18 protein-coding genes are annotated in these 20,598 nt (G+C 62.5%); 5 read left to right on the top strand and 13 right to left on the bottom strand.

Annotation, left to right across the window (positions count from 1 at the left end):
- The first annotated feature begins 59 nt into the window (after positions 1 to 59).
- Positions 60 to 1,238, top strand: coding sequence for an MFS transporter (locus tag KDH83_RS05250; RefSeq protein ID WP_212313383.1), 1,179 nt, complete (start codon positions 60 to 62; stop codon positions 1,236 to 1,238).
- A gap of 607 nt (positions 1,239 to 1,845) precedes the next feature.
- Here the strand turns inward: KDH83_RS05250 and KDH83_RS32950 are convergent.
- From KDH83_RS32950 to KDH83_RS05270, 4 genes are all read right to left on the bottom strand, one after another.
- Positions 1,846 to 3,225 carry an HNH endonuclease gene (locus KDH83_RS32950; protein ID WP_212313289.1) on the bottom strand — a complete coding sequence of 460 codons (1,380 nt, stop codon included), beginning with the start codon at positions 3,223 to 3,225 and terminating at the stop codon, positions 1,846 to 1,848.
- A gap of 1,023 nt (positions 3,226 to 4,248) precedes the next feature.
- Positions 4,249 to 4,665 (bottom strand): VOC family protein, encoded by a 417-nt coding sequence (locus KDH83_RS05260; protein ID WP_212313291.1) that lies wholly within the window; start codon positions 4,663 to 4,665, stop codon positions 4,249 to 4,251.
- A 167-nt stretch (positions 4,666 to 4,832) separates the two neighbouring features.
- A complete protein-coding gene (locus tag KDH83_RS05265; protein WP_212313293.1) occupies positions 4,833 to 5,543 on the bottom strand; it encodes a hypothetical protein in 711 nt (236 codons plus the stop codon).
- A 628-nt stretch (positions 5,544 to 6,171) separates the two neighbouring features.
- Positions 6,172 to 6,636 carry a MarR family transcriptional regulator gene (locus KDH83_RS05270; RefSeq protein ID WP_212313295.1) on the bottom strand — a complete coding sequence of 155 codons (465 nt, stop codon included), beginning with the start codon at positions 6,634 to 6,636 and terminating at the stop codon, positions 6,172 to 6,174.
- Positions 6,637 to 6,825: 189 nt separating this feature from the next.
- Between KDH83_RS05270 and KDH83_RS05275 the strand changes: the two genes are divergently transcribed.
- Genes KDH83_RS05275 through KDH83_RS05280 form a run of 3 tightly spaced genes read left to right on the top strand, consistent with a single transcriptional unit; the run spans position 6,826 to position 9,186 of the window.
- A complete protein-coding gene (locus KDH83_RS05275) occupies positions 6,826 to 7,278 on the top strand; it encodes an Ohr family peroxiredoxin (protein ID WP_212313297.1) in 453 nt (150 codons plus the stop codon).
- Positions 7,279 to 7,290: 12 nt separating this feature from the next.
- On the top strand, positions 7,291 to 7,422 hold the full coding sequence (locus KDH83_RS32840) for a hypothetical protein (RefSeq protein WP_283093801.1): 132 nt from the start codon (positions 7,291 to 7,293) through the stop codon (positions 7,420 to 7,422).
- A 51-nt stretch (positions 7,423 to 7,473) separates the two neighbouring features.
- Entirely contained in the window at positions 7,474 to 9,186 is a 1,713-nt protein-coding gene (locus KDH83_RS05280) for a cytochrome c biogenesis protein CcdA (protein WP_212313299.1), read from the top strand.
- Between the two features lie 76 nt (positions 9,187 to 9,262).
- Here the strand turns inward: KDH83_RS05280 and KDH83_RS05285 are convergent, their stop codons facing one another.
- From KDH83_RS05285 to KDH83_RS05310, 6 genes are all read right to left on the bottom strand, one after another.
- Positions 9,263 to 10,936, bottom strand: a complete 1,674-nt coding sequence (locus KDH83_RS05285; protein ID WP_212313301.1) for a cation/acetate symporter — start codon at positions 10,934 to 10,936, stop codon at positions 9,263 to 9,265.
- Complete coding sequence (locus tag KDH83_RS05290; RefSeq protein WP_212313303.1) at positions 10,933 to 11,304, bottom strand: DUF485 domain-containing protein; 372 nt, start codon at positions 11,302 to 11,304, stop codon at positions 10,933 to 10,935. Before KDH83_RS05290 ends, KDH83_RS05285 begins: the two co-directional genes overlap by 4 nt.
- Positions 11,305 to 11,537: 233 nt before the next feature.
- Positions 11,538 to 12,917, bottom strand: coding sequence for an acetyl-CoA carboxylase biotin carboxylase subunit (gene accC, locus KDH83_RS05295; RefSeq protein WP_212313306.1), 1,380 nt, complete (start codon positions 12,915 to 12,917; stop codon positions 11,538 to 11,540).
- A 13-nt stretch (positions 12,918 to 12,930) separates the two neighbouring features.
- Positions 12,931 to 13,464 carry an acetyl-CoA carboxylase biotin carboxyl carrier protein gene (gene accB / locus KDH83_RS05300; RefSeq protein ID WP_212313308.1) on the bottom strand — a complete coding sequence of 178 codons (534 nt, stop codon included), beginning with the start codon at positions 13,462 to 13,464 and terminating at the stop codon, positions 12,931 to 12,933.
- A 31-nt stretch (positions 13,465 to 13,495) separates the two neighbouring features.
- Positions 13,496 to 14,965: a pyruvate carboxylase subunit B gene (locus tag KDH83_RS05305; RefSeq protein WP_212313310.1), complete on the bottom strand. Its 1,470-nt coding sequence runs from the start codon at positions 14,963 to 14,965 to the stop codon at positions 13,496 to 13,498.
- A 519-nt stretch (positions 14,966 to 15,484) separates the two neighbouring features.
- Complete coding sequence (locus KDH83_RS05310) at positions 15,485 to 16,237, bottom strand: GntR family transcriptional regulator (protein WP_212313312.1); 753 nt, start codon at positions 16,235 to 16,237, stop codon at positions 15,485 to 15,487.
- A gap of 392 nt (positions 16,238 to 16,629) precedes the next feature.
- On the opposite strand from KDH83_RS05310, the gene KDH83_RS05315 reads away from it, so the two are divergent.
- Positions 16,630 to 17,586, top strand: a complete 957-nt coding sequence (locus KDH83_RS05315; RefSeq protein WP_212313314.1) for a 2-hydroxyacid dehydrogenase — start codon at positions 16,630 to 16,632, stop codon at positions 17,584 to 17,586.
- A gap of 242 nt (positions 17,587 to 17,828) precedes the next feature.
- Here the strand turns inward: KDH83_RS05315 and KDH83_RS05320 are convergent, their stop codons facing one another.
- The 3 genes from KDH83_RS05320 to radA form a co-directional block, all read right to left on the bottom strand.
- Positions 17,829 to 18,095 carry a hypothetical protein gene (locus tag KDH83_RS05320; RefSeq protein ID WP_212313316.1) on the bottom strand — a complete coding sequence of 89 codons (267 nt, stop codon included), beginning with the start codon at positions 18,093 to 18,095 and terminating at the stop codon, positions 17,829 to 17,831.
- A gap of 165 nt (positions 18,096 to 18,260) precedes the next feature.
- Positions 18,261 to 19,088: a sulfite exporter TauE/SafE family protein gene (locus tag KDH83_RS05325; RefSeq protein ID WP_212313385.1), complete on the bottom strand. Its 828-nt coding sequence runs from the start codon at positions 19,086 to 19,088 to the stop codon at positions 18,261 to 18,263.
- 113 nt (positions 19,089 to 19,201) lie between these two features.
- The gene (radA, locus tag KDH83_RS05330) at positions 19,202 to 20,563 is read right to left on the bottom strand and encodes a DNA repair protein RadA (protein ID WP_212313318.1); all 1,362 of its coding nucleotides are present in this window, start codon (positions 20,561 to 20,563) and stop codon (positions 19,202 to 19,204) included.
- Positions 20,564 to 20,598 lie beyond the last annotated feature (35 nt).

Consider the following 20,598-nt stretch of genomic DNA (forward strand, 5'->3'; position numbering starts at 1 on the left):
CATGTGGCCGGTCAGCGCCGTCAGCCTCCCCCACCCACGGCCGTCGCAACGCCCGTCTCCTGGCCATCTGCCAGGGCCTGTTCGTCGCCGCCATCTCCATCGACCTGACGCTGACGGCGCTGACCGGCCACATGCTCGCGCCCAACAAGGCCTTGTCGACCCTGCCATTCGCGCTGATCACGGTCGCGGGCGCACTGGTCACCTGGTTTGCCTCGTTGCTGATGCAGCGCATCGGCCGGCGCAGGGGATTCACGCTGGGCGCGCTGGCTGGCGCGGCGGGCAGCGGTTTATCGGTATGGGCCGTGTTTCATGCCGACTTCTGGGTGTTCTGCGCCGGCACCGCGCTCGTCGGCGTATTCCAGGCCTTTGCTCAGTACTACCGACTGGCGGCGGCGGACGCCGTCGAGCCCGCCGCCAAGAGCCGCGCGATCTCGGTGGTGATGGCGGGCGGCGTCATCGCTGCCATTGCCGGCCCCGCATTGGCCGCCTGGAGTCGCGATCTTTTCGCACCGGTCGCCTTCGCCGGCGCGTATTTGATGGTGGCCTTGCTGGCGCTGCTGTCGGCCGCGCTGCTGTGGGTCGGCTATCGCGACGCCGAAGCGCCCGCCGCGGCAGGCGAGACCCAGGCCGGCCTGCCGGCGCGACCGCTGCGCGAGGTGGCCCGCCAGCCGGTGTTCGTCGCCGCGCTTGCCAACAACGTGGTCGGGTCGGTGTCGATGATGTTCATCATGACCGCCGCGCCGCTGGCCGCCGTGGCGTGCAGCCACAGCATCGGTGACGGCGCCAACATCATGCAATGGCACCTGGTCGGCATGTACGCGCCGGCCTTCTTTGCCGGCACGCTGATCCAGCGCTTCGGCCTGCCTCGGGTGCTGGGCGCCGGCATGCTGCTGAACGTCGCGTGCTCGCTGATCGCGATGACGTCGCCGTCGCTGCCCGCGTTCTATGCGGCGCTGTTCTGCCTGGGGGTGGGATGGAACTTCATGTTCGTCGGCGGCACCACGCTGCTGGCGCAGTCCTACCGTCCGTCGGAACGCGCCCGCGCGCAAGGCGCGGCCGAGATGCTGCGCTATGCCGCCACCGCGCTGGCCACCCTGGCGGCCGGACCGGCGCTGGACGCCTTCGGGTGGCAAGCGCTGAACGCGGCCATGCTGCCGGTGGTGCTGGCGGCCGGCCTGATGACGTGGTGGTGGGCGCGTGGGCCGGCCCGGGGGGTAGCGGTGGCCGGGTCGGATTGACGCTGCGAGCTACCGGCGCCAGGCGAGAGCCTGGGCCGATGTCCCGCGCGACCCGCACCGCATGACCGGGCGTGAAAATCTGCCGCGCCGTTGCCGCCGGCGCCGTTGCTCGAGCGCTTTCAGGCATTGCGCCACGCTGGGCTGCATCTGGTCGTCGGACAGGGCCGCGCGGTCCGATACTTCGGGACACCGCTGGTACTGCGCCCGAGCGGTGGAGAGCAGTGGAATTGTCTTGAAGGCTGATCACTCCGTCGGCACGCGATCTATCCAAACGCCAAAGTCGGCACTGGATGTCCGCTCCCTGCCTTTGGCAACGACTGCTCCGTGCCGAGAGCCGCCTTTGGCGATCGGCTGTTTCCGACTTGTAGCGGAAATTCAGTTTGCAGATTTCAATGTCTGGTGGAGGTTGGAAGCGGTCCTTCGACATCCAAACAGGCCGCTGCTTACAGCCTTCCTGGTGCTTTGGTACCTTCCGCTGGTACATCCAAGCAGGAGGTCTCCGCTAAGTATTCAGGTGTCGCAAGCTCGCCAAAGCACTCCCAATAGAAGCGCCGATCTATTGCGGTGTTAGACCAATGAGTGTGCTCCAGCTTTGCCAATGCTTCTCTCAAAGACCATGCTGCGCACGGTGCCTCGCGAGCGTAGCTCGAAGCGCTGCTTTGTCGCTCGCAGGAAGGTGATCCCAAGCAATCCGCAGACCGGGATGGACTCCAAAATGTTTGCAGGTATCGGGTGTCAGCTTGTTGGACAGGATAATGGCTCCGGCATCATCGAACGAGATCAGGCCACGGTCGAACAAGTTATCCAGTGGCACCGATAGCAGCAGGCCGTTGTTCACGTCGCCGCGAAGAGCCTCGTCAAGACTCCACGCGACGATGTGCGACGCACGGAGCTGGTCATTGCAAGCGACGCCGTGAACCGAGCACTTGTCCGACCATCGGCGTTGAAGAGCTCGCCGAAAAGCTGCGTGCTGAGGTCCTCGGACCCAAACTTCCCGCAGTAGCTCTGATGCAACAGGGTCTACCGAGCCGCCGTCGCCGCTGCTTGGAGGCAACGCTCCCGCTATTAGCAGTTCCTTCACGGCTTGTGCCTGCGCAGCCTCACGCTTAAGTTCACTGAGAATGGCCTGGAAGCCAAGAGCGCTTTGTTTGAGGCTTGTTTTTGCGTAGTGAACGTAACCCTCGATGGCCTGAATCACGTTAGGCACAACGCGCTCTCCAAGCCGAGCAACGATCGCGTCGACAAAGAGCTGCAGCCCGAAAGCGCGCATGGGTGCCTTAAACGTTTCCCCCGCGACTAGGCATCGGAAATTGTTGAAGTTCGCACTGGCCGTGCCTTTGTTGATGCCATAGATTGCGCTCAAGGACTCAAGTTCATGTGCGCGCATGGAGTCTTGCAGATACGTACGCACTGCTGCATCGCGAATCGCCAGGTAGTCTTCGTCAGGAAGGATATGGCCGCGGGATTTACGTGCCGGCCCCGAGCCATCGAGCGCGTGTGTGTTCGGAAGCGCGACCTCCTCGCACCCGGTACCAATGCCTGCCATTGGCACTTGCAACTTGAGCCAAAGGGCGGAACCATCGTCCTGGAGGCGGACATCCGTGATGTCAAAGACGTGGTCTGGCGAGCAACGGTGCGTCTTACCATCTTTCAGGATGGCCCTCATTGGGAAAGGCTGTGGCATGGCTGCAGCGATATGCAGCGCATCCCACAATGACTGCCGGTTCTGCGAGGTGGGCCTGCCACGCTCTTTCGCAACACGGTACCAGTGCTCCCCCGTCTCAGGGTTCTTTGTAATGCCCCACCGCTCGAACTCCCGCGTGCCGTCGATGCAGTGGAAGTTCCAGATCGTCATGCCAAATCGCTTGGCGTTCGCGTTGCGAGCATTGCCCATCGGCACATCGAAAGCAAACCAGCGCTGCCCAGCCTTCAGCACTTGCAGCTTCTCCAGATATGCGCGGTCGGATGGAAGCGAGTAGATCGTCACTAATGGTCCTCACAAGGTCATCTAGTTGGAATGCTCTTGTAGACGATCTGACTGACCGTCTAGGCCACGCATCCAGCGTGTCCGCTATGTTCTGGGCGTCTCACGGTATCGGGTTAGCGGTGCGGGCGCGGAGATGTCCGCTATCGCTGCAAAACAGATACTCAATTGTATTCGCCTAACTTCCGCTTTTGGCCGCGAACCGCCGTTGGTGACGGGCAGCTTTCGACCCAAAGCGGCCAGTCATCTATCGAAATTGACGACTGTATAAAATCGTGCATTTAAATCGACGGGATTACCGAGGCGATGTTGAATCCGCGGAAACTAACGAAAGAACCATATTCTGACACAAAGAAAGGCTCCGCCGAATAAAATTGACCATGCTCCCACTGTCGCAAATCGCGAGGCTGTGCGAAGGGTACGAACAATTTCATCTATGACCGCAACATGATTCTTTCGCAGTTTTTGTAGAGCTGAAAATTCATTTGGAGACATGCGAACGCCCAAAGCCGTCCAAAGTGCGCCGAACATGCTTAAAACTGTTCCATTGAGTTCAAAGAAGAGACTCCAACCAACCTTCCCGAAAAGACCGCTGAGAAACGTAAGCTCTAACAAGACGACAGCTATCGTGGCCACGACAATAACCACCCAAGCAAAAAGGTCCGCCTTTGGCTCACGCAAGATTGAAAGTGCCGCACGAGTATTCTCAGAGGGCCTTTTAGCTCTATTCATAATGAATATTTAGGGTGGTTGTTAGTTTGAAAGCGAACTATAAACGGCTGCCAGTAAGACAGCGACCGCAGTCCGCTTCTGGCCGTCGGCGGAAGTCCGCCGCTGACCTATGAGATAAGAATTGACGAGAACCGGACGTTCCGACGTCGCGTGCGTGATCGACAGGGAAATTTCGTTCTACGATTCAATGAGATGCAACGATTCTTGCAAGCGTTGCACATGCACTGCCGCCCCATCGCCGTCTTGGACAGCGATTCCTTTGCCTGGCGGGACGTCGTCGCGCCGTATCAGTCTTCACTCTGACCACTGCGGATTCCAGACGACCTCCCATAAATGGCCGTCGGGGTCCTGAAAGTAGCCTGAATAACCGCCCCAGAACGTGTCGTGCGGTGGCTTGATGATCCTCGCCCCTGCCATACTCGCCTGCCCCATGACAGTGTCGACTTCGCTTCTTGACGAGACGTTGTGGCCAAGCGTCATCTGAGTCGGATTGATCGGCGTTGCCGTCAATCCCGTGTCGTGGGAAATGCTCGTCCGCGGCCAGAGCGCTAGGCGAAGGCCAGACTGCAAATCTAAGAAGACGACAGCACCATGCTCGAACTCGGTGCCTACTATGCCGTCGGTGGAAAGGCCTAATCCATCTCGGTAAAAGCGCAACGACACCTCAAGATCTTCAACGCCGAGGGCGATGACGGTAACTCGTGGCTTCATGTGCGTGCATCCGTTTTGAGCTACGAGTCTATCTCGGCCGCCACTTGGAAGCCGATAGCAGTCGCCATGAGGCCACTGTCGACCCAAAGTGGAAATCGGCTATGCACGATTGAGCCCCGAAAAGCTGACCCTCAGAGCGCGCACACGTCCAGTCGCTGCGCGTCAACCTAGACAAACGACGTAGCCCCGCCATCCGCGCCGACTCCGAGTGTCCAGAGGTACTTGTCGAAAATGCGGTCAGCGAACCAAAGTTCTTTGAAAACCGCCTTTGCCTCGGCATGCACATCGGACGGGATGCAAGTCCACGCAAGTTGGCGAGGCAGGTCGACGAGCGCTTCCGCCAGAACTCCCTTGTGCGCGTCAAACTGATCTTTCCAGACTGCCGCATACTGCTCGTAGTCGACACCCAATTTGCCTCGAACGCCTCTGAGGCGGCCGAGTGCATCAACTGCTCGCTTGTCCAGTATTCGCACCTCGTGCTCGCCAGCAAACCATAAAAACTTCGTGGCTGCCGACAGTAGATTGGTTCCAGTAATGCTCTTTACCGGCGCGACCTTGCCCAGTTCAATCGCGAGAGTGTGTACCTTGACTTCGGCTTGCTCCGCGCTTTGAGCGGCGACCGTTAAGTGCGCTGCCGCCGTCACCCATCGTTGGCTGCTCGAGAGCGGATTGTCCTTTTCGGTCTTGAATCCGCGGGCTACCATGTACTTCGCCGCGAGATCTCCCAGGACGAGGGCATCAATTGCCCGAGAGCCGTTTTTTTTCAGCTCTTTCATGAACTTGCGGTCTGTCATGAACCATTGATTGGCATAGGACAGCGCCGAGTGCTTCATCAACCAAGGCGCGCTTACATTTGATTTTGTCTTCGTCGATTTCATTGATCTCCCTTTTCGCAGAATCTGGTGAAAACGTGGAGTGCACGCCACCGGAGGACGGCCGGTGTGATCATCCGACCCGTAAGCAGACTGATGCAATCAGTCTGCTCCTGGCCAGCAACAGACACCGTCTAGGGCAAGCAAGTCGCCAGCCGACATGCTAGCAGGCAGACAACCGTCTGCCTGCCCGAACCCTGCAAGACGGCACACCTGCCCCGGCGGCACTTCGAACGGCAAGCGGAAAGCCCGTTCCAACCACTGCGCATGCCGCGCCCGTGCCTTGCGGATCGAAACATTCCGGCGGGCATCCGCCGGCATCGACTCCTGATCCGAAAGCACATGCTGCGAAGACGCCATGAGCCGCTCGACGGCCAGTTCCACAAAGGCCCGCGCGCGCCGTGGCGCCGCGCGACTGCCTGACCGGCCAGCGTGGCTTGCAGCTCCAGGCCCATGTCATTGGTGCATAGCACCGGGGCGAGATCGTAGTCCACCAGATTGCCGCCGACGCGCACGGTCCACGGCATGGGCTTGCCGGCCCTCGGATGCTGGTAGACGCTGCAACGGTGCGCAACCAGCTCCGCAAGGCTGGGGCCATCGGACGCAGCGCCATCATACGTCACCGTCGAGGCGCCTAAGCGCCCTTCGAGCGTGCCGCCTCGACCAGGTTGTCGCGCAGCGCGACGACCTGCTCCCGCAAGGAGGCGAACTGATCGCCCGTGAGCCCGCAAGCGTCGCTCAGGTTGATGCTTGCGGTCTTCTCGCGCAGCAGCCGGCCCTCATCGGTCAGGCGCACCCGAACCAGCCGCTCATCCACTGAATCGCGCACGCGTTCCAGGTAGCCCATGCCTTCAAGCTTCTTGAGTATCGGCGTGAGGGTGTTGGACTCCAGGAAGAGCTTTTCGCCCAGGCTGCTGACGGTCTGGGCGTCCTCTTCGAAGAGGGCGATCATCGTCACATATTGGGTGTAGGTAAGCCCGAGCGCATCGAGGATGGGACGGTACACGCGGCCGAACGCCAGGTTGGTCGAGTACACGGCGAAGCAGAGGAATTCCGCCAGCTTTCTCTGGGACGGATCGGTTGGCGTCTTGGACTTCATCTGTACCTCACGGCTGGCTGATCGGATCGAATGCACCACTTTACATCGCATGCGATGTGGTCGCAAACGATTGGATACAAATTTCCGCGCCATCGATCATTGACGTCGGGATAGGTCATCTTTACCATGCGCTTCAATCGTATTCGATTTAATCGAATGCGATAAATAACCCAACACCCGGAGCTGACCATGACCACCCGCATCCAGAAAGTCCTCTTGACCGGCAAGACCCATACGACCGTTGCCCGCAACGGCGCCGCCCCGAACGGCGAGGAACGGCTCGATATCCGTCTGTCGACGCCCAACAACCCGAGCCTGGTTCACGCGTTCGAGGCCATCCAGCCCCATCCGACCGCCGAACAGCTTTTCGCCGGCGCCTGGTCCGCCTGCTACACCAGCGCGCTGGAAGTCATCGCCAAGCAGATGAAGGTTCAACTGCCCGACGATCGCGCGGTAGCGGTGGAAGTGGACCTGGGCATGTCGGGCAGCGCCTATCTGCTCCAGGCCCGCTTCAACGTGTTCCTGCCCGGACTGGACCCGGCCCTCGCCGAACAGATTGCCCACGCGGCCGACGAAATCTGCCCGTACTCAAAGGCCACGCGCGGCAATATCGACGTGACCCTGAGCGTCCATGCGTCCTGAAGGAAAAGCGACATGCGCAAGCTCCTGCTGGTGCTCATCCTGTTTGCCGGCGGGCTGGCGCATGAACTGCGCAACCCGCTGAGCTGCCAGGCCATCACGGCGCGCAAGGACATCGGTCCGCGCCGGCAAAAGCGAGAGCCATGAATCCAAGCCGGGCTCTCGTCCTCCCCTACCCCGCACCTATCGGTACATCCCATGCTGATCCTGCTTGTGGCCTTTATCGGCGGCATCCTCACCATCGTGAGCCCGTGCATCCTGCCCATCCTGCCGTTCGTGTTCGCGCGTGGTTCGGGCTCATTCCGTACGCATGCGTTGCCCCTGCTGGCGAGCATGGCTGTCGCTTTCGCGGCAGTCGCCAGCCTTGCGGCTGTCGGCGGATCGTGGGTGGTGACACTCAATGAAGGCGCGCGCCATGCCGCGATGGGACTGCTGGCGCTCTTCGGGCTCGCGCTCCTGCTGCCCACGGTGAGCGACTGGATGAGCCGGCCCTTGCTTGCCCTGGGCAAGCGCCTGACCGACAGCGCGCCCGGCGCGCCGCGCATGACCGGGCTGCTGTCCATTGGAGTGGGCATCGGCACCGGTCTGCTGTGGGCGCCGTGCGCCGGCCCCATCCTCGGGCTGCTGCTCACCGGCGCGGCGCTCAACGGGGCGAATATCGAGACGTCCCTGCTGCTGTTGTCGTTCGCATGCGGTGCCGCGCTGGCGCTGGCCGCGGCGCTGTGGCTGGGACGTCGCATGGCGGCCGCCCTGCGCCGCGTCGTGCCGCTGGCCAACGGCATGCGCCGTCTTGCGGGCGCCGCCGTGCTGGCCGGCGTTGCCTTGCCTGCGCTCGGCTGGAATCCGGCGCTCGTCTCCAGCGCGACGGCGCCCGGCATCGCGCGACTGGAACAGCAACTGATCGCACAAGTGCGCCCGAGTTCGTCCGTCCAGGCACCAGCGGCCGCCAGCGGTCCGCTGGCGGCGCTGCCTGGCACGGACGGCTGGCTGAATTCGCCGCCGCTCGACGCCGCCGACCTTGAGGGCAAGATCGTACTGGTCGACTTCTGGACCTACTCGTGCATCAACTGCCTGCGCACGCTCCCCTATCTGAAGACCTGGCACGAAAAGTACAAGGATGCGGGGCTGACGGTGATAGGCGTGCACGCGCCCGAATTTGCATTCGAGAGGCGCCCAGCCAATGTGCGCCAGGCCGTCGCGGATCTGGGCATCCGGTATCCGGTCGCCCAGGACAACGCGTTCAAGCTATGGCGCGCGTTCCACAATCAGTCCTGGCCCGCCTTCTACCTGCTCGATGGTCGGGGTCGCCTGCGCTACGCCGTGGCGGGCGAGCACGACTACGCGCGAACGGAGCGGATGATCCAGGATCTGCTTGCACAGGCGGGGCGGAAGCTTCCCGATGCCAGCGTCGTGACGCCGGAAGCCCGCGGCGTGGAAGCGCCTCCGCAGTGGTCCGCGCTGCATTCCGGCGAGAGCTATCTGGGCCATGACAAGGCAAGCGACTACGCGCCGGGCGCCACTCCGATCCTGCCGGACAGGGAGCGGGTGTATGCGCCCGCGGCCGAACTGGGCGCGAACCAGTGGACGCTGGCCGGCTCATGGCGACTGGAACCGGAGCGCGCGGTGGCCACCGAGTCCAACGGCCGCATCATCCAGCGCTTTCGCGCCCGCGACCTGCACATGGTGCTGGGCCCCTCCGCGGATGGCCGGCCGCTGCGCTTTCGCGTCACGCTGGACGGCCGACCGCCGCTGGCCGACCACGGAACAGACATCAACGCGCAGGGAGAAGGCGTCATCGACCGGCAGAAGCTCTATCAGCTCATCCGGCAACAGTCGCCGGACCGGGACCGGGTCTTTCAGATCGAATTCCTGGACCCAGGCGTTGAAGCCTACGCCTTCACTTTCGGCTGACGAGAACTTGAGGCGGCCTGGGAACGAGCTACCGCCAGCCCTGGCCAACGGCAGCGAAGTCGAGCTACGACCCACGCTAGTGCGAGGCGGGCGCACTGACTCCCACTCCGGTCTGGCTGCGCACATATAGATCAAGGAATCGTGCGCGCTCTGACGCCGCCGCCTCGCTGCGGTCCAACAGCGACACGACGATGGCCACGGCGAACGCCAAAGGCATCGAGAACAGCGCCGGCTGTTCATACGGAAAGAGCGCATCCGCGTAGCCCAGAACGTTGACCCACACGGACTTCGAGGCACAGACCAGGGCCACGGCGGACACCAGGCCGGTATAGCCGCCGGCCAATGCCCCTCTTGTTGTAAGTCCGCGCCAGAACATCGAAAGAAACAGGACGGGAAAATTGGCCGACGCCGCCACGCCGAACGCGATGGCCACCATGAAAGCGACATTCACTTTCTGGAAAACAATGCCCAGCAGGATGGCCACGACACCCAATGCCAGCGTCGCGAACTTCGTGAGTCGCAGCTCCTTGGCTTCGTCGGCCACCCCTCGACAGATGACGTGAACATAGAAGTCACGCGCGATCGCCGATGCCCCGGCAAGCGCCAGCCCCGACACGACGGCCAGAATGGTGGCAAACGTGATCGCCGCGAGGAAACCGAACATCAAGTCACCGCCCACGGCATGCGCAAGGTGCATCGCCACCATGTTTCCGCCGCCCAGCAACTTGCCGTTGATGTCGCCCGCCTCGAAGAACCTCAAGTCCTGGCTGACGATGACGATGGACGCCAGCCCCAGAATCAGCAGCACGTTGAAGAAATATCCGATGAAGCCACTGGCATACAACACGGATTTCCTCGCTTCCTTTGCATCCTTCACCGTGAAGAATCGCATCAGGATATGAGGCATCCCCGCCGTGCCGAAGATGAGGCCAAGGCTCAAGGAAATCGCGGCGACGGGATCCCCCAGAAGCTTGCCCGGCATCAGCAACGCCGCCCCGCTCCGGTGAATCTCCATGGCACGGGAAACCAGCGCCTCGAAATCAAAGTCGAATTTCGAGAACGCGAGCAAGGCCACGATCGTGCCGCCGATCAGCAACAGAAACGCCTTGGTGATCTGCACCCACGTGGTGGCCACCATCCCCCCGAAAATGACGTATGCCATCATCAGGAAGCCGACGATGATCAGCGCCCAGTTGTATTCCAGCCCAAACAAGAGCTTGATCAACTGTCCCGCGCCAACCATCTGGGCGATCAGATAGAAGCAGACCACGACCAGCGAGCCAAGCGCCGACATGGCCCGGATCGGACGCTGGGCCAGCCGGTAGGACGTGACATCCGCGAAGGTGAACTTTCCCAGGTTCCTCAATCTGTCGGTCATCAGCAGCAACAGCACCGGCCAACCTGTAAAGAACGCGATCAGATAGATATAGCCGTCGATGCCATCCGTGTAGATGATCGCGGTGATCCCCAGCAGCGTCGAGGCGGACATATAGTCTCCCGCCAGGGCCAGCCCATTCTGCATGCTGCTTATGCCGCCACCCGCGCTGTAGAAATCCGAAGCGGATCGGCTTCGCTTCGCCGCCCATACGGTGATTCCCAGCGTGACCAGCACAAAGCAGAAAAACAGCGCGATCGCATGCACATTGACGGGCTGGCGCGACGTCTCTCCGATTGCGACATCAGCCCATGCCGCCGGCGATGCCAGCGCCCACCCCAGGAAAAGAATCAAGAGCTTTCGCGCGCGTGTCATTGCGTCCTCCCCTCGCCCGCCTTCTCCACGAGGCTGCGGAGCATCGGATCGAACTTGCCGTTCGCGAACGAGACATAGATCGTGGAGATGATCAGGAACAGCAGGAACAAGGCCAGCTCGGCGGCGATCCCCACCGTCAAGCCGCTCCCGGCGTAGAACGGCTGCGCGGCGAATTTCGGCATCAGGCATACAACGCCCAGAAATCCGAAATAGCCCAGGAAAATAACAAGCAACAGCGAACAAACAAGTCGATTTCGACTGGAAACCAGTTTCGAGAAACTCTTGTTGGCATATATCTTCTCGAATTGCAGCGAGACTTCCGCGGCGGCCTCTTTCACCTGAATAGGCACGGAATGGCTATCAGACAAAACTGTCTCCTTTGGATTTCAAGCGATCACGGGTGCTCGCGGCGCCTGTCATTGCCTGTGTTGGGTTTTATTCTTGTGAATGTGAATGCTCGACTTCCAGCTATCCGGGAAATAGCGCTTCGGCCGCACCTCCGACGGCCTCCTTCCGTATCGCCGCTGGGGCGCACGAACCATCGTGCGTGGACCATCAATCCAGAAAGTGACGCCACCTCCATGTGGCATCACTCCCTGCGCTAGCTCATTTTTCGCGCTTCGGCCAGTTGCTTCAGGTAGGTATCCTGGATGTACCGCGTATGGATCCTGGCTTCTGCGAAGTCAGGACTGCCGATCAGCTGAAGATGGAATTCGCGCGTCGTCTGCACGCCTTCGATTTCAAGCTCCTGAAGCGCACGCTGCATCCGCGCAATCGCCTCGGCCCTGGATTCTCCCCAGCAGATCACCTTGCCCAACAGGGAGTCGTAATAAGGCGGCACCACGTAGCCCGAAAAGATATGGCTATCCATTCGCACGCCGATGCCGCCGGGCGGGGAATACCGCTGGACCTTGCCAGGCTTGGGCTGGAAATCCTGTTCCGGGTCTTCGGCATTGATGCGGCATTCAATGGCGTGACCGTTGAGCCGGACGTCCGCCTGAAGCAGCTCGATGCGTTCCCCCGACGCGATGCGGATCTGAGCCTTGACCAGGTCAATTCCGCAGACCATTTCAGTGACAGGATGCTCGACCTGGATCCGCGTGTTCATTTCCATGAAGTAGAAGCGCTGCGACGCGGGATCGAGAATGCACTCGATCGTGCCGGCGCTGCGATACTGCACATGCCTGCACAAGCTGACTGCCGCCTCGCCTATCTTCGCGCGCAACGCTGCGCTCAACACCGGCGACGGGCTCTCCTCCACAAGCTTCTGATTGCGGCGTTGCGAGGAACAGTCGCGCTCGCCCAGATGCAGGATGTTGTGGCCATCACCCAGCACCTGGATCTCGATGTGCCGGATATCTGTCAGGAATTTTTCCAGATACATGGCGCCATTGCCGAACGCAATCATGGCTTCGCGCGAGGCTTCGAGAAACGCCTTCTCGATCATCGACGCATCGTTGACGACGCGCATTCCCCGCCCTCCGCCACCCGCCGAGGCCTTCAACAGCACGGGATAGCCGATGCTCTCAGCGATCGATGCCGCTTCCTCGGCGGACGCCACGATGCCCTTGGAACCGGGAGTGGTTGGCACGCCGGCCTCTTCGGCCAGCTTCCTCGCCGTTGCCTTGTCTCCCATCGCGCGTATCGAGGCGCCTGTCGGCCCCACGAAAATGAAGCCCTCCGCTTCGACCAGATCGGCGAAATCGGCGTTCTCCGAGAGGAACCCATACCCAGGATGAATCGCATCCACGCCAAGCGCCGACGCCGCTCCCAGAATCCGCTGCGCGTTCAAGTAGCTATCTTGCGGCTTGGGGCCGCCGATGCAAACCGCGCGGTCCGCCATGCGAACCGCGAGCGAGTCCCTGTCCGCCTCGGAGAAAACCTGAACCGTTTCAATGCCCAACTCGCGGCACGCCCGCAGGATGCGGACGGCGATTTCGCCACGGTTTGCAACCAACAACCGCTTGATCTTCGAACCCATCGACACACCCCTCTCAGTTGGCAGGCTCGATCACGATGAGAGGCTGTCCGTATTCCACGGTGTCCCCGTCGGAGACCAGGATTTCCCGGACGATGCCACCCGATTGCGCCGACAGTGCGTTCATCAACTTCATGACTTCAATGATGCACACCGTGTCGTGCGCGGCAATCACGTCTCCGACGGCGACAAAGGGCTTCGCGCCAGGCTCGGGAGCGCAATAGAACGTTCCGACCATGGGCGCACGGACCGTGACGAAATGCTCTGGCCATTCATTGCGGACATGGGCAGCGGGTGCCGGCGTCGTGTTCGATGCCGCCCCGGGGACACGGATCGCGGTTTGCGGCGCCGGCTCCACGGACACGGCGACCGGCTCGGAGCCAGGCAAAGGACGTTGTGCCTGAGTCGCGGCATCGCCAAGCGGCGCATGCTTGCTCAGCGAAATCTCGATGTCGTTGTAGCGCAATCGAAACTCGCCAAACTTGTCGGCTTCCTCGACAAGCTTGATGATTTCCCTGACGTCCTGGTAGGTAAGGGTCTTATCGGTCATTCAGTTTTCTCCTGGGGTGGGCCGGGATGGTTCAGGAACCCACGATGTTCAATTGGAAATCGCCCTGCGAAATATGCACGCGGCCAATCTTGGGGCGCTGCGAGAGATGCTTGAGCAAGGCGACGATGGAATGCTCGTGCTGGTACTCGTATGTATTGGCGCCCTTCTCGCGCAGCATGTCGTCGACCTGGGAGCCGGCGAACATGTATCGCAGCAGCCGCTCATCGTCTGACGCCGTCGGATACTTCTTGCGAAGCGCGGCGACCGCAGGCTCGGGTGCGACCGGCTTCAACGCGATCTGCTTCGAGCCGTTCTCCACAATGCGATCGATCACGTCGGGGACAACAGGCGCCAAGAGCTTCCCGTAATATCCCAGCGCGTATTTCTTGATCTCATTCGGCACGACGCGATATCGCTCGCCGTGAACCACATTGAGTACCGCCTGGGTCCCGACCAATTGCGCAAAGGGCGTGATCATGATCGGGTAGCCCAACTCCTCGCGCACCCTGGCCACTTCCTCCAGCAGCTGATCGAATCGATCGGAAAGCCCGGCCTCTGCCAACTGCGACTTGAAATTGCTCAGCATGCCGCCCGGCATCTGGTGCTGGTAGTGGAACGCGTCATACTCCAGCACCTCGCCAACAGGCTTTCCCTCAGCTTCGGCGATACGCCTGAAATGCTCGCCCACATGATCGACGGTCAGGTCGTCAATCGGCACGTCGTAGCCCATCAGCCGAAGGTTGCGGGCGACACTTTGCGTGGCGGGTTGCGCCGCGCCGTTCGCCAGCGGCGCGATGGATGTGTGCAGGATATCCGCGCCGCACTTCACCGCTTCCAGGTAGACAAGCGGCGCGAGTCCGGTCAGACAGTGGCTGTGAATTTCCAGCGGCATGTCACCGATCACGCGCTTGATCGCGGGAACCAGCGTCCGGATTCGATCAACCGTCAGCAGGCCGGCGGCGTCCTTGAGCATGATGCCGTCGATGACCTTGCTCTGGACCAGTTCTCGCGCGGTCTTGACGTACAGCTCGTCCGTATGGACAGGACTGAGCGAGTACGACAAGGCGCCAAACGTCGTCACGCCCAGGCGCTTCGCGACGCGCGTGGACGCCAGAATGTTCTCGACGTCGTTCAGGCCATCGAACGCGCCGACGACGCGAAAGCCATTGGCCACGGCCCGCTCGACCCACAGCTCCAGGATGTCGTCGGGCAAGGTGTCGAACGTCATCAGGTTCTTGCTTCGGACAAGAAAGCGCAGCGGCGTGTTTTGAACCTTGCTGCGCATCAGGCGCACGCGCTCCCACGGATCCTCTTTCAGGTAGCGAACGCTGACGTCGAATTGAATCGGCGCGACCAGGTCTATCTGCGCGAAGCCTGCCTTGTCCATGGCTTCCGCCACGGGAAGCATGTGCGCTGTCTTCATTCGTGTTGCCCAAAGGCACTGATGGGCATCGCGCAGCGTGGTATCAACGATGCCGATCTTCTTGCGTTGCACGTCCATGGGACCCTCCTTTCAAGATCAATTACTATATAGTAATAGAAGAAAAGAAAGGAATCGGATTGGTGTTTTCCCTGACTTAGCACCCTTATTTTTTTGGGTTTACCTAGTTAAATGACATATCTTCCGGGCGGTCGAAGACAGCCAGAATAAAATCAATACTATGGTGTATTTAGAGACACGTCACTAGCAAGATGGCCACTGAACCGCCCCGTGAGCCCGTGCCATGCAGGTCAGCACGATGTCTCGGGCAGTTCGGGCGCGCGCGGCGCCGGCAACCACCATGCAGGCGAGATGACGGCAATCCCTGTACGCGAGAACGATGTCTTGCCGCGCATCGAACGGCAAGACCACCGCCACGGTGCTCAGGGGCCGATGGCGAGGCAAGTGTCGTGGTGGGCCTGATCTGCTTCTGTTGACGTGCTTTTGATAGTTGTAGGTATCAAACAGAGCATGATTCGATTCGCACGACCGCCCAACACCTGGGCGGGCAGGATCCCCGTGAAAAATCCAGGGCGGAATTCAGACGCACAGGCGCAGCCCGCCCGCGGGCAAGAACAGCTGCTGATAGAAAACGGGTTGCCCGGCAGAGGTGCTCCCCATGATTTCAACATGAGTCCCAGACACCTTTCCCGACACATCAAGATCGCTCAAGATGCTTTTTGGAAGCGCGATGGTTCTAACCGAGCGCATGACATTCGAGGCAGATACCTTGTATACATTCTTGGTCAACTGCACGAAGTTCTCTCCCTTCATGCTGTCCAGCGTAGCCTCCATGAAGTATGGGAACCGGTTCACATCCGCGAAGTACTGGCTGATGAAGGCATAGCCCTCGGCGACGATCTTCCGGTCTAGGCGGACGATCTCACAATCATTGGCGTCGCCGCGCAGCCAATTCGCCCACAGCGCATCCGATTCAACCTGGATCCGCCGCAGCACGGTGCTGGTCATGGGCACGAATCTTGTCCCATCAACCGAAAGCACGCGATAGATCCAGGGTTCCCCCAATCGCTTCTCTCTGGGGATGATGAACGTTCCCGCGCCCCGCTTTCTCTGGACATAGCCGCTGCTGACCAGGGAACCGACGGCTTTCTGGATGGTCCCCAGACTGAACGGCACCAGCGCCGCCATCTCCTGCTCGGTGGGAAACTTGTCCCCGTCGCGCCAATAACCGTCCTCGATCGCAGCGATGAAAATTTCTTTGAGATATTCGTGTTTCACAGGGTTCTCGGAAACCTGAACCTGATACAGCTCGAAGAAATTATTGGATTTCATATCGATAGCACACCTTCCATATCCATCTTGCCCTGCGACCCACTCTGGCGGGCCCCATTGATCCATCCGACAACAGGAGCCCCATTCGTCTTGGGAGCAGCAAATTCAATACCCGCACGAACGCCGGGAATCTACACGATCGAATTCCCGATCACCGCCAGACGATAACCCAGACAAGTCAGCTGAACGCGTTCAGCCCGCCCGCGAAGCCAGACGGCTGGCACAAGACGCCTGCTGGAGCGCCCCGCGTGCGGAGCCGGGGCCGCGCATGCGGCGAGCCACGGGCCATCTCTGCTGAACCCGCCCCTGGCACCAGGCCCGCTCAAGCACAGGCTCGCCATCCGCGTCGAATCAAGTAGCATGGACCTTTCGCCACCCACTTGTACGACAACATGACCACCAAGCCTCGCATCATCCAGGTCGGTTCGCTGGCCGGTTCCCCCTCCGCCAACCAGACCCTGGCCGACCGCTACGACGTCGTCGAACTCTGGAAATTCCCCGACCGCAAGGCCGCCCTGGCCGAACACGGCAAGGGCATCACGGCCATCGTCACCTCGGCCAACTTCGGCGCCAACGCCGAACTGATCGACGCCCTGCCGGACCTGAAGGCCATCTGCAGCTGGGGCGTGGGCTACGAGACCATCGACGTGGCGGCGGCGCAGGCGCGCGGCGTGCAGGTCAGCAATACGCCCGACGTGCTGACGGACTGCGTGGCGGACCTGGCCTGGGGCCTGTTGATCGCGGCCGCGCGCCGCATGGGCCAGGGCGAGCGCTTCGTGCGCGGCGGGCAGTGGGGCCAGATTCACGGCAGCATTCCGCTGGGCATGCGCGTCAGCGGCAAGAAGCTGGGCATCGTCGGCCTGGGCCGCATCGGCGATGCCATCGCCAAGCGCGGCGCGGGCTTCGACATGCAGGTGCGCTATCACAACCGCAGAAAGCGCGACGACGTGGCATACGGCTACGAAGCCTCGCTGGTCGAGCTGGCGCGCTGGGCCGATTTCCTGATCGTGGCCACGGTGGGCGGCGCGGGCACGCGCCATCTGGTGAACCAGGAAGTGCTGGAAGCGCTGGGCCCCAAGGGCATCGTCGTGAACATCGCGCGCGGTCCCGTCATCGACGAAGCCGCGCTGGTCGCCGCGCTGGAAGCGGGCAAGCTGGGCTGGGCCGCGCTGGACGTGTTCGAGCACGAGCCCAAGGTGCCGCAGGCGCTGCTGGGCAGCGACCAGGCCGTGCTGCTGCCGCACATCGGCAGCGCCACGCTGGAAACGCGCCAGGACATGGAAGACCTGATGCTGGACAATCTGCGCGCGTTCTTCGAGACCGGCCGCGTGGTGACGCCGGTGGAGTAGGTCCACCCCCGAAGCGCTCCGCGCTTCCCCCTCAAGGGGGCGCAGCTGCGGACCGGCAAAGCCGGCTCCGCGCTGCCCCGCTTGGGGGCATCGGGTTCTTGCGGGCGTAGGGGTTGCGCCTGGACACCGGAATGAAAAAAGCCTCCCGGTGCCCATACCGGGAGGCTTTCGAGTTTCCGGGCGGCGACGGCGCCGCGTCGGAATCTCTTTGCAAAGGAACTGCGGGTGTGGCCCGCGCCGGTTTACTTGGCCGGCGTGGTCGCCGGCGTCATCGCGCCGGCCTTGTCGGTCTTGTCCATCTTGTCGGACTTGGCGGCGGCGGGCTTGGCGGCCGCCGGCTTGGCCGAGGTCTTGTCGGCCTTGTGGTGTTTGCCGCCGTGCTCCATCTGGCTCTTGGTTTCGCCCGGCTTGGCGGTCGCGTCCGCGGCGAAGGCCGCCGGCGCTGCCGCGAGACCCAGGCACAGGGCCGAGGTGGAAAGGAACGCGGCAATACGGGAGTGGGTCGTCATGTCATGTACTCCTGAATGATCAAAGGCCCAGGGCCTTCTTCCAGCAAGGTGCGGCAAGGTGTTCGCCGCAAGCCCCGTACTTCGTTGGAATGCAGACCGGCGCGAAGGTTCTGCGCGGAACCAGAAATTTTCCCGCGCTAACGCTTGGTCATGAGATCGTGACAATCATGCTTCGAATACCAGCAGCGCCACCGTGGCGAACAGCATGAGCGCGAAGCAGGCTCTCAGCCGGCGTTCAGGAAGACGATAGGCCAGGCGCACGCCCACCGGCACGAAGGCCAGGCTGCCCACGGCCAGCGGCGCGCCCACCATCCAGTTGGCCTGCCCGGCCCAGGTGTACGTGATGAGCGCGATGGTGGAGCCGGGTATCACCATGCTCAGGGCCAGCGCCTGCGCGGTGGTCTGCGGCAGGCGGAACACCGAGGTGATGATGGGCACGGCCAGCACCGCGCCGCCGACGCCGAAGAAGCCGCCGAGCGTGCCGCACAACATGCCCAGCGCGCTGGCGCGGCGCGGCGTGAAGACAGGCGCGGCGCTCTGTCGCGAGGCTTCCTTGCCGGTGCTGTTGCGTGCGTCCTTGTTCTGATCCTTGCCCGCGCCGCGCGCCACCGTCGGCCGCGAGGCGCGCCAGGTCTGCCATACATAGAACAGCGCGATGAAGAACAGGAACACGGCGAAGCTCAGGCGCAGGCTGCTTGAGTCGATGCCCAGCGCCAGCCGCGCGCCGAACCAGGTGAACACGACCGCGCCCGCCGCCCCGGCCGCGGCCACGCGCTTGTCGATGCGCACCTGCTGGTTGTACTTGCGCACGGCCATCATGATGGTGGGCAGCACCATGATCAGCGCCGTGCCCTGCGCCAGCTGCTGCGGCAGGTCCATCAGCAGCACCAGCGCTGGAATCGCGATCAGCCCGCCGCCGATGCCCAGCACGCCGCCCATGAAGCCGATGAGGCCGCCCGCGGCCAGGCACAGGACGATGACGAACAGGTTCACGGCTTGCTCCAGCTTGCCCGCGCCATGCGCGCGGGCGGTCAAGATGTCGGATGAGAATCGCGTTCAGGCCCGGGGCCTGGCTCGCGCCATGCGTGAGTTCGGACAGGCCGCTCTCAGCGCAATTTTTCCAGCGCGGCGTCAAGCCGGTCGACCGCCCAGATCTCCAGGCCCTCGATGGGCTGGCGCGGCGCGTTGGCCTTGGGGATCAGCGCCACGCTGAAGCCCAGCTTGGCGGCCTCGCGCAAACGCTCCTGGCCGCGCGGCGCGGGCCGGATCTCGCCGGCCAGGCCGACCTCGCCGAACGCGATCAGGCCGCGCGGCAGCGGCCGATCGCGCAGCGACGACATGATGGCGAGCAGCACCGGCAGGTCGGCCGCCGGCTCGGTGATGCGCACGCCGCCGACGGCGTTGACGAACACGTCCTGGTCGAAGGTGGACACGCCCGCGTGCCGGTGCAGCACCGCCAGCAGCATGGCCAGGCGGTTGCCCTCCAGGCCCACGGTCAGGCGCCGCGGATTGGGCGCGTGCGAGCTGTCCACCAGCGCCTGGATCTCGACCAGCAGCGGCCGCGTGCCTTCCTGCGTGGCCATCACGCAGGAGCCGGCGACCTGCTGCTCGTGCTGCGACAGGAACAGCGCGGACGGATTGGCCACGCCGCGCAGGCCGCGATCGGTCATGGCGAACACGCCCAGCTCATTGACGGCGCCGAAGCGGTTCTTGAACGCGCGCACCAACCGGTACGAGGAATGCGTATCGCCCTCGAAGTACAGCACCGTGTCGACGATGTGCTCCAGCACGCGCGGCCCGGCCAGCGCGCCGTCCTTGGTGACGTGGCCGATCATGACGATGGCGATGCCGGTCTGCTTGGCCAGCCGCGTCAGCTGCGCGGCGCATTCGCGCACCTGCGACACCGAGCCGGGCGCGGCGGTCAGCTCGCCGCTGTACAGCGTCTGGATCGAGTCGATCACGGCCACCGTCGGCTTCTGCTCGGACACGGCGGCCTGGATCGCCTCCAGCCGGATCTCGGCAAGCAGGTTGACGTTGCCGGTGGCCAGGCCCAGCCGGCGGGCGCGCAGCGCGACCTGCTCGGCCGATTCCTCGCCGGTCACGTACAGCACCGAGGTGGTCTCGGACAGGGACGCCAGCGCCTGCAGCAACAGGGTGGACTTGCCGATGCCGGGATCGCCGCCGATCAGCACCACGGCGCCGGCCACCAGGCCGCCGCCCAGCACGCGATCGAATTCATCCAGGCCAGTGGGCTGGCGCGGCGTCTCGCGGGCCTCGATCTCGGACAGGCTGCGCACCGGACTGCTGCTGGCCAGCGGCGCATACCGGTGGGCGGCCGCCGACGGGGCGGACGACTCCACGGTTTCCTCCAGCGTGTTCCAGGCATTGCAGTGCGGGCATTTGCCCTGCCACTTCGGGGTGGTGCCGCCGCATTCGGCGCAAACGTAAACGGTTCGATTCTTGGCCATGCCAGAGTTTACCGGTATCGCTTGCCCCGTTTGCC

It is taken from the genome of Achromobacter sp. Marseille-Q0513 (genome assembly GCF_018195695.1).
Lineage (GTDB): Bacteria > Pseudomonadota > Gammaproteobacteria > Burkholderiales > Burkholderiaceae_B > Achromobacter.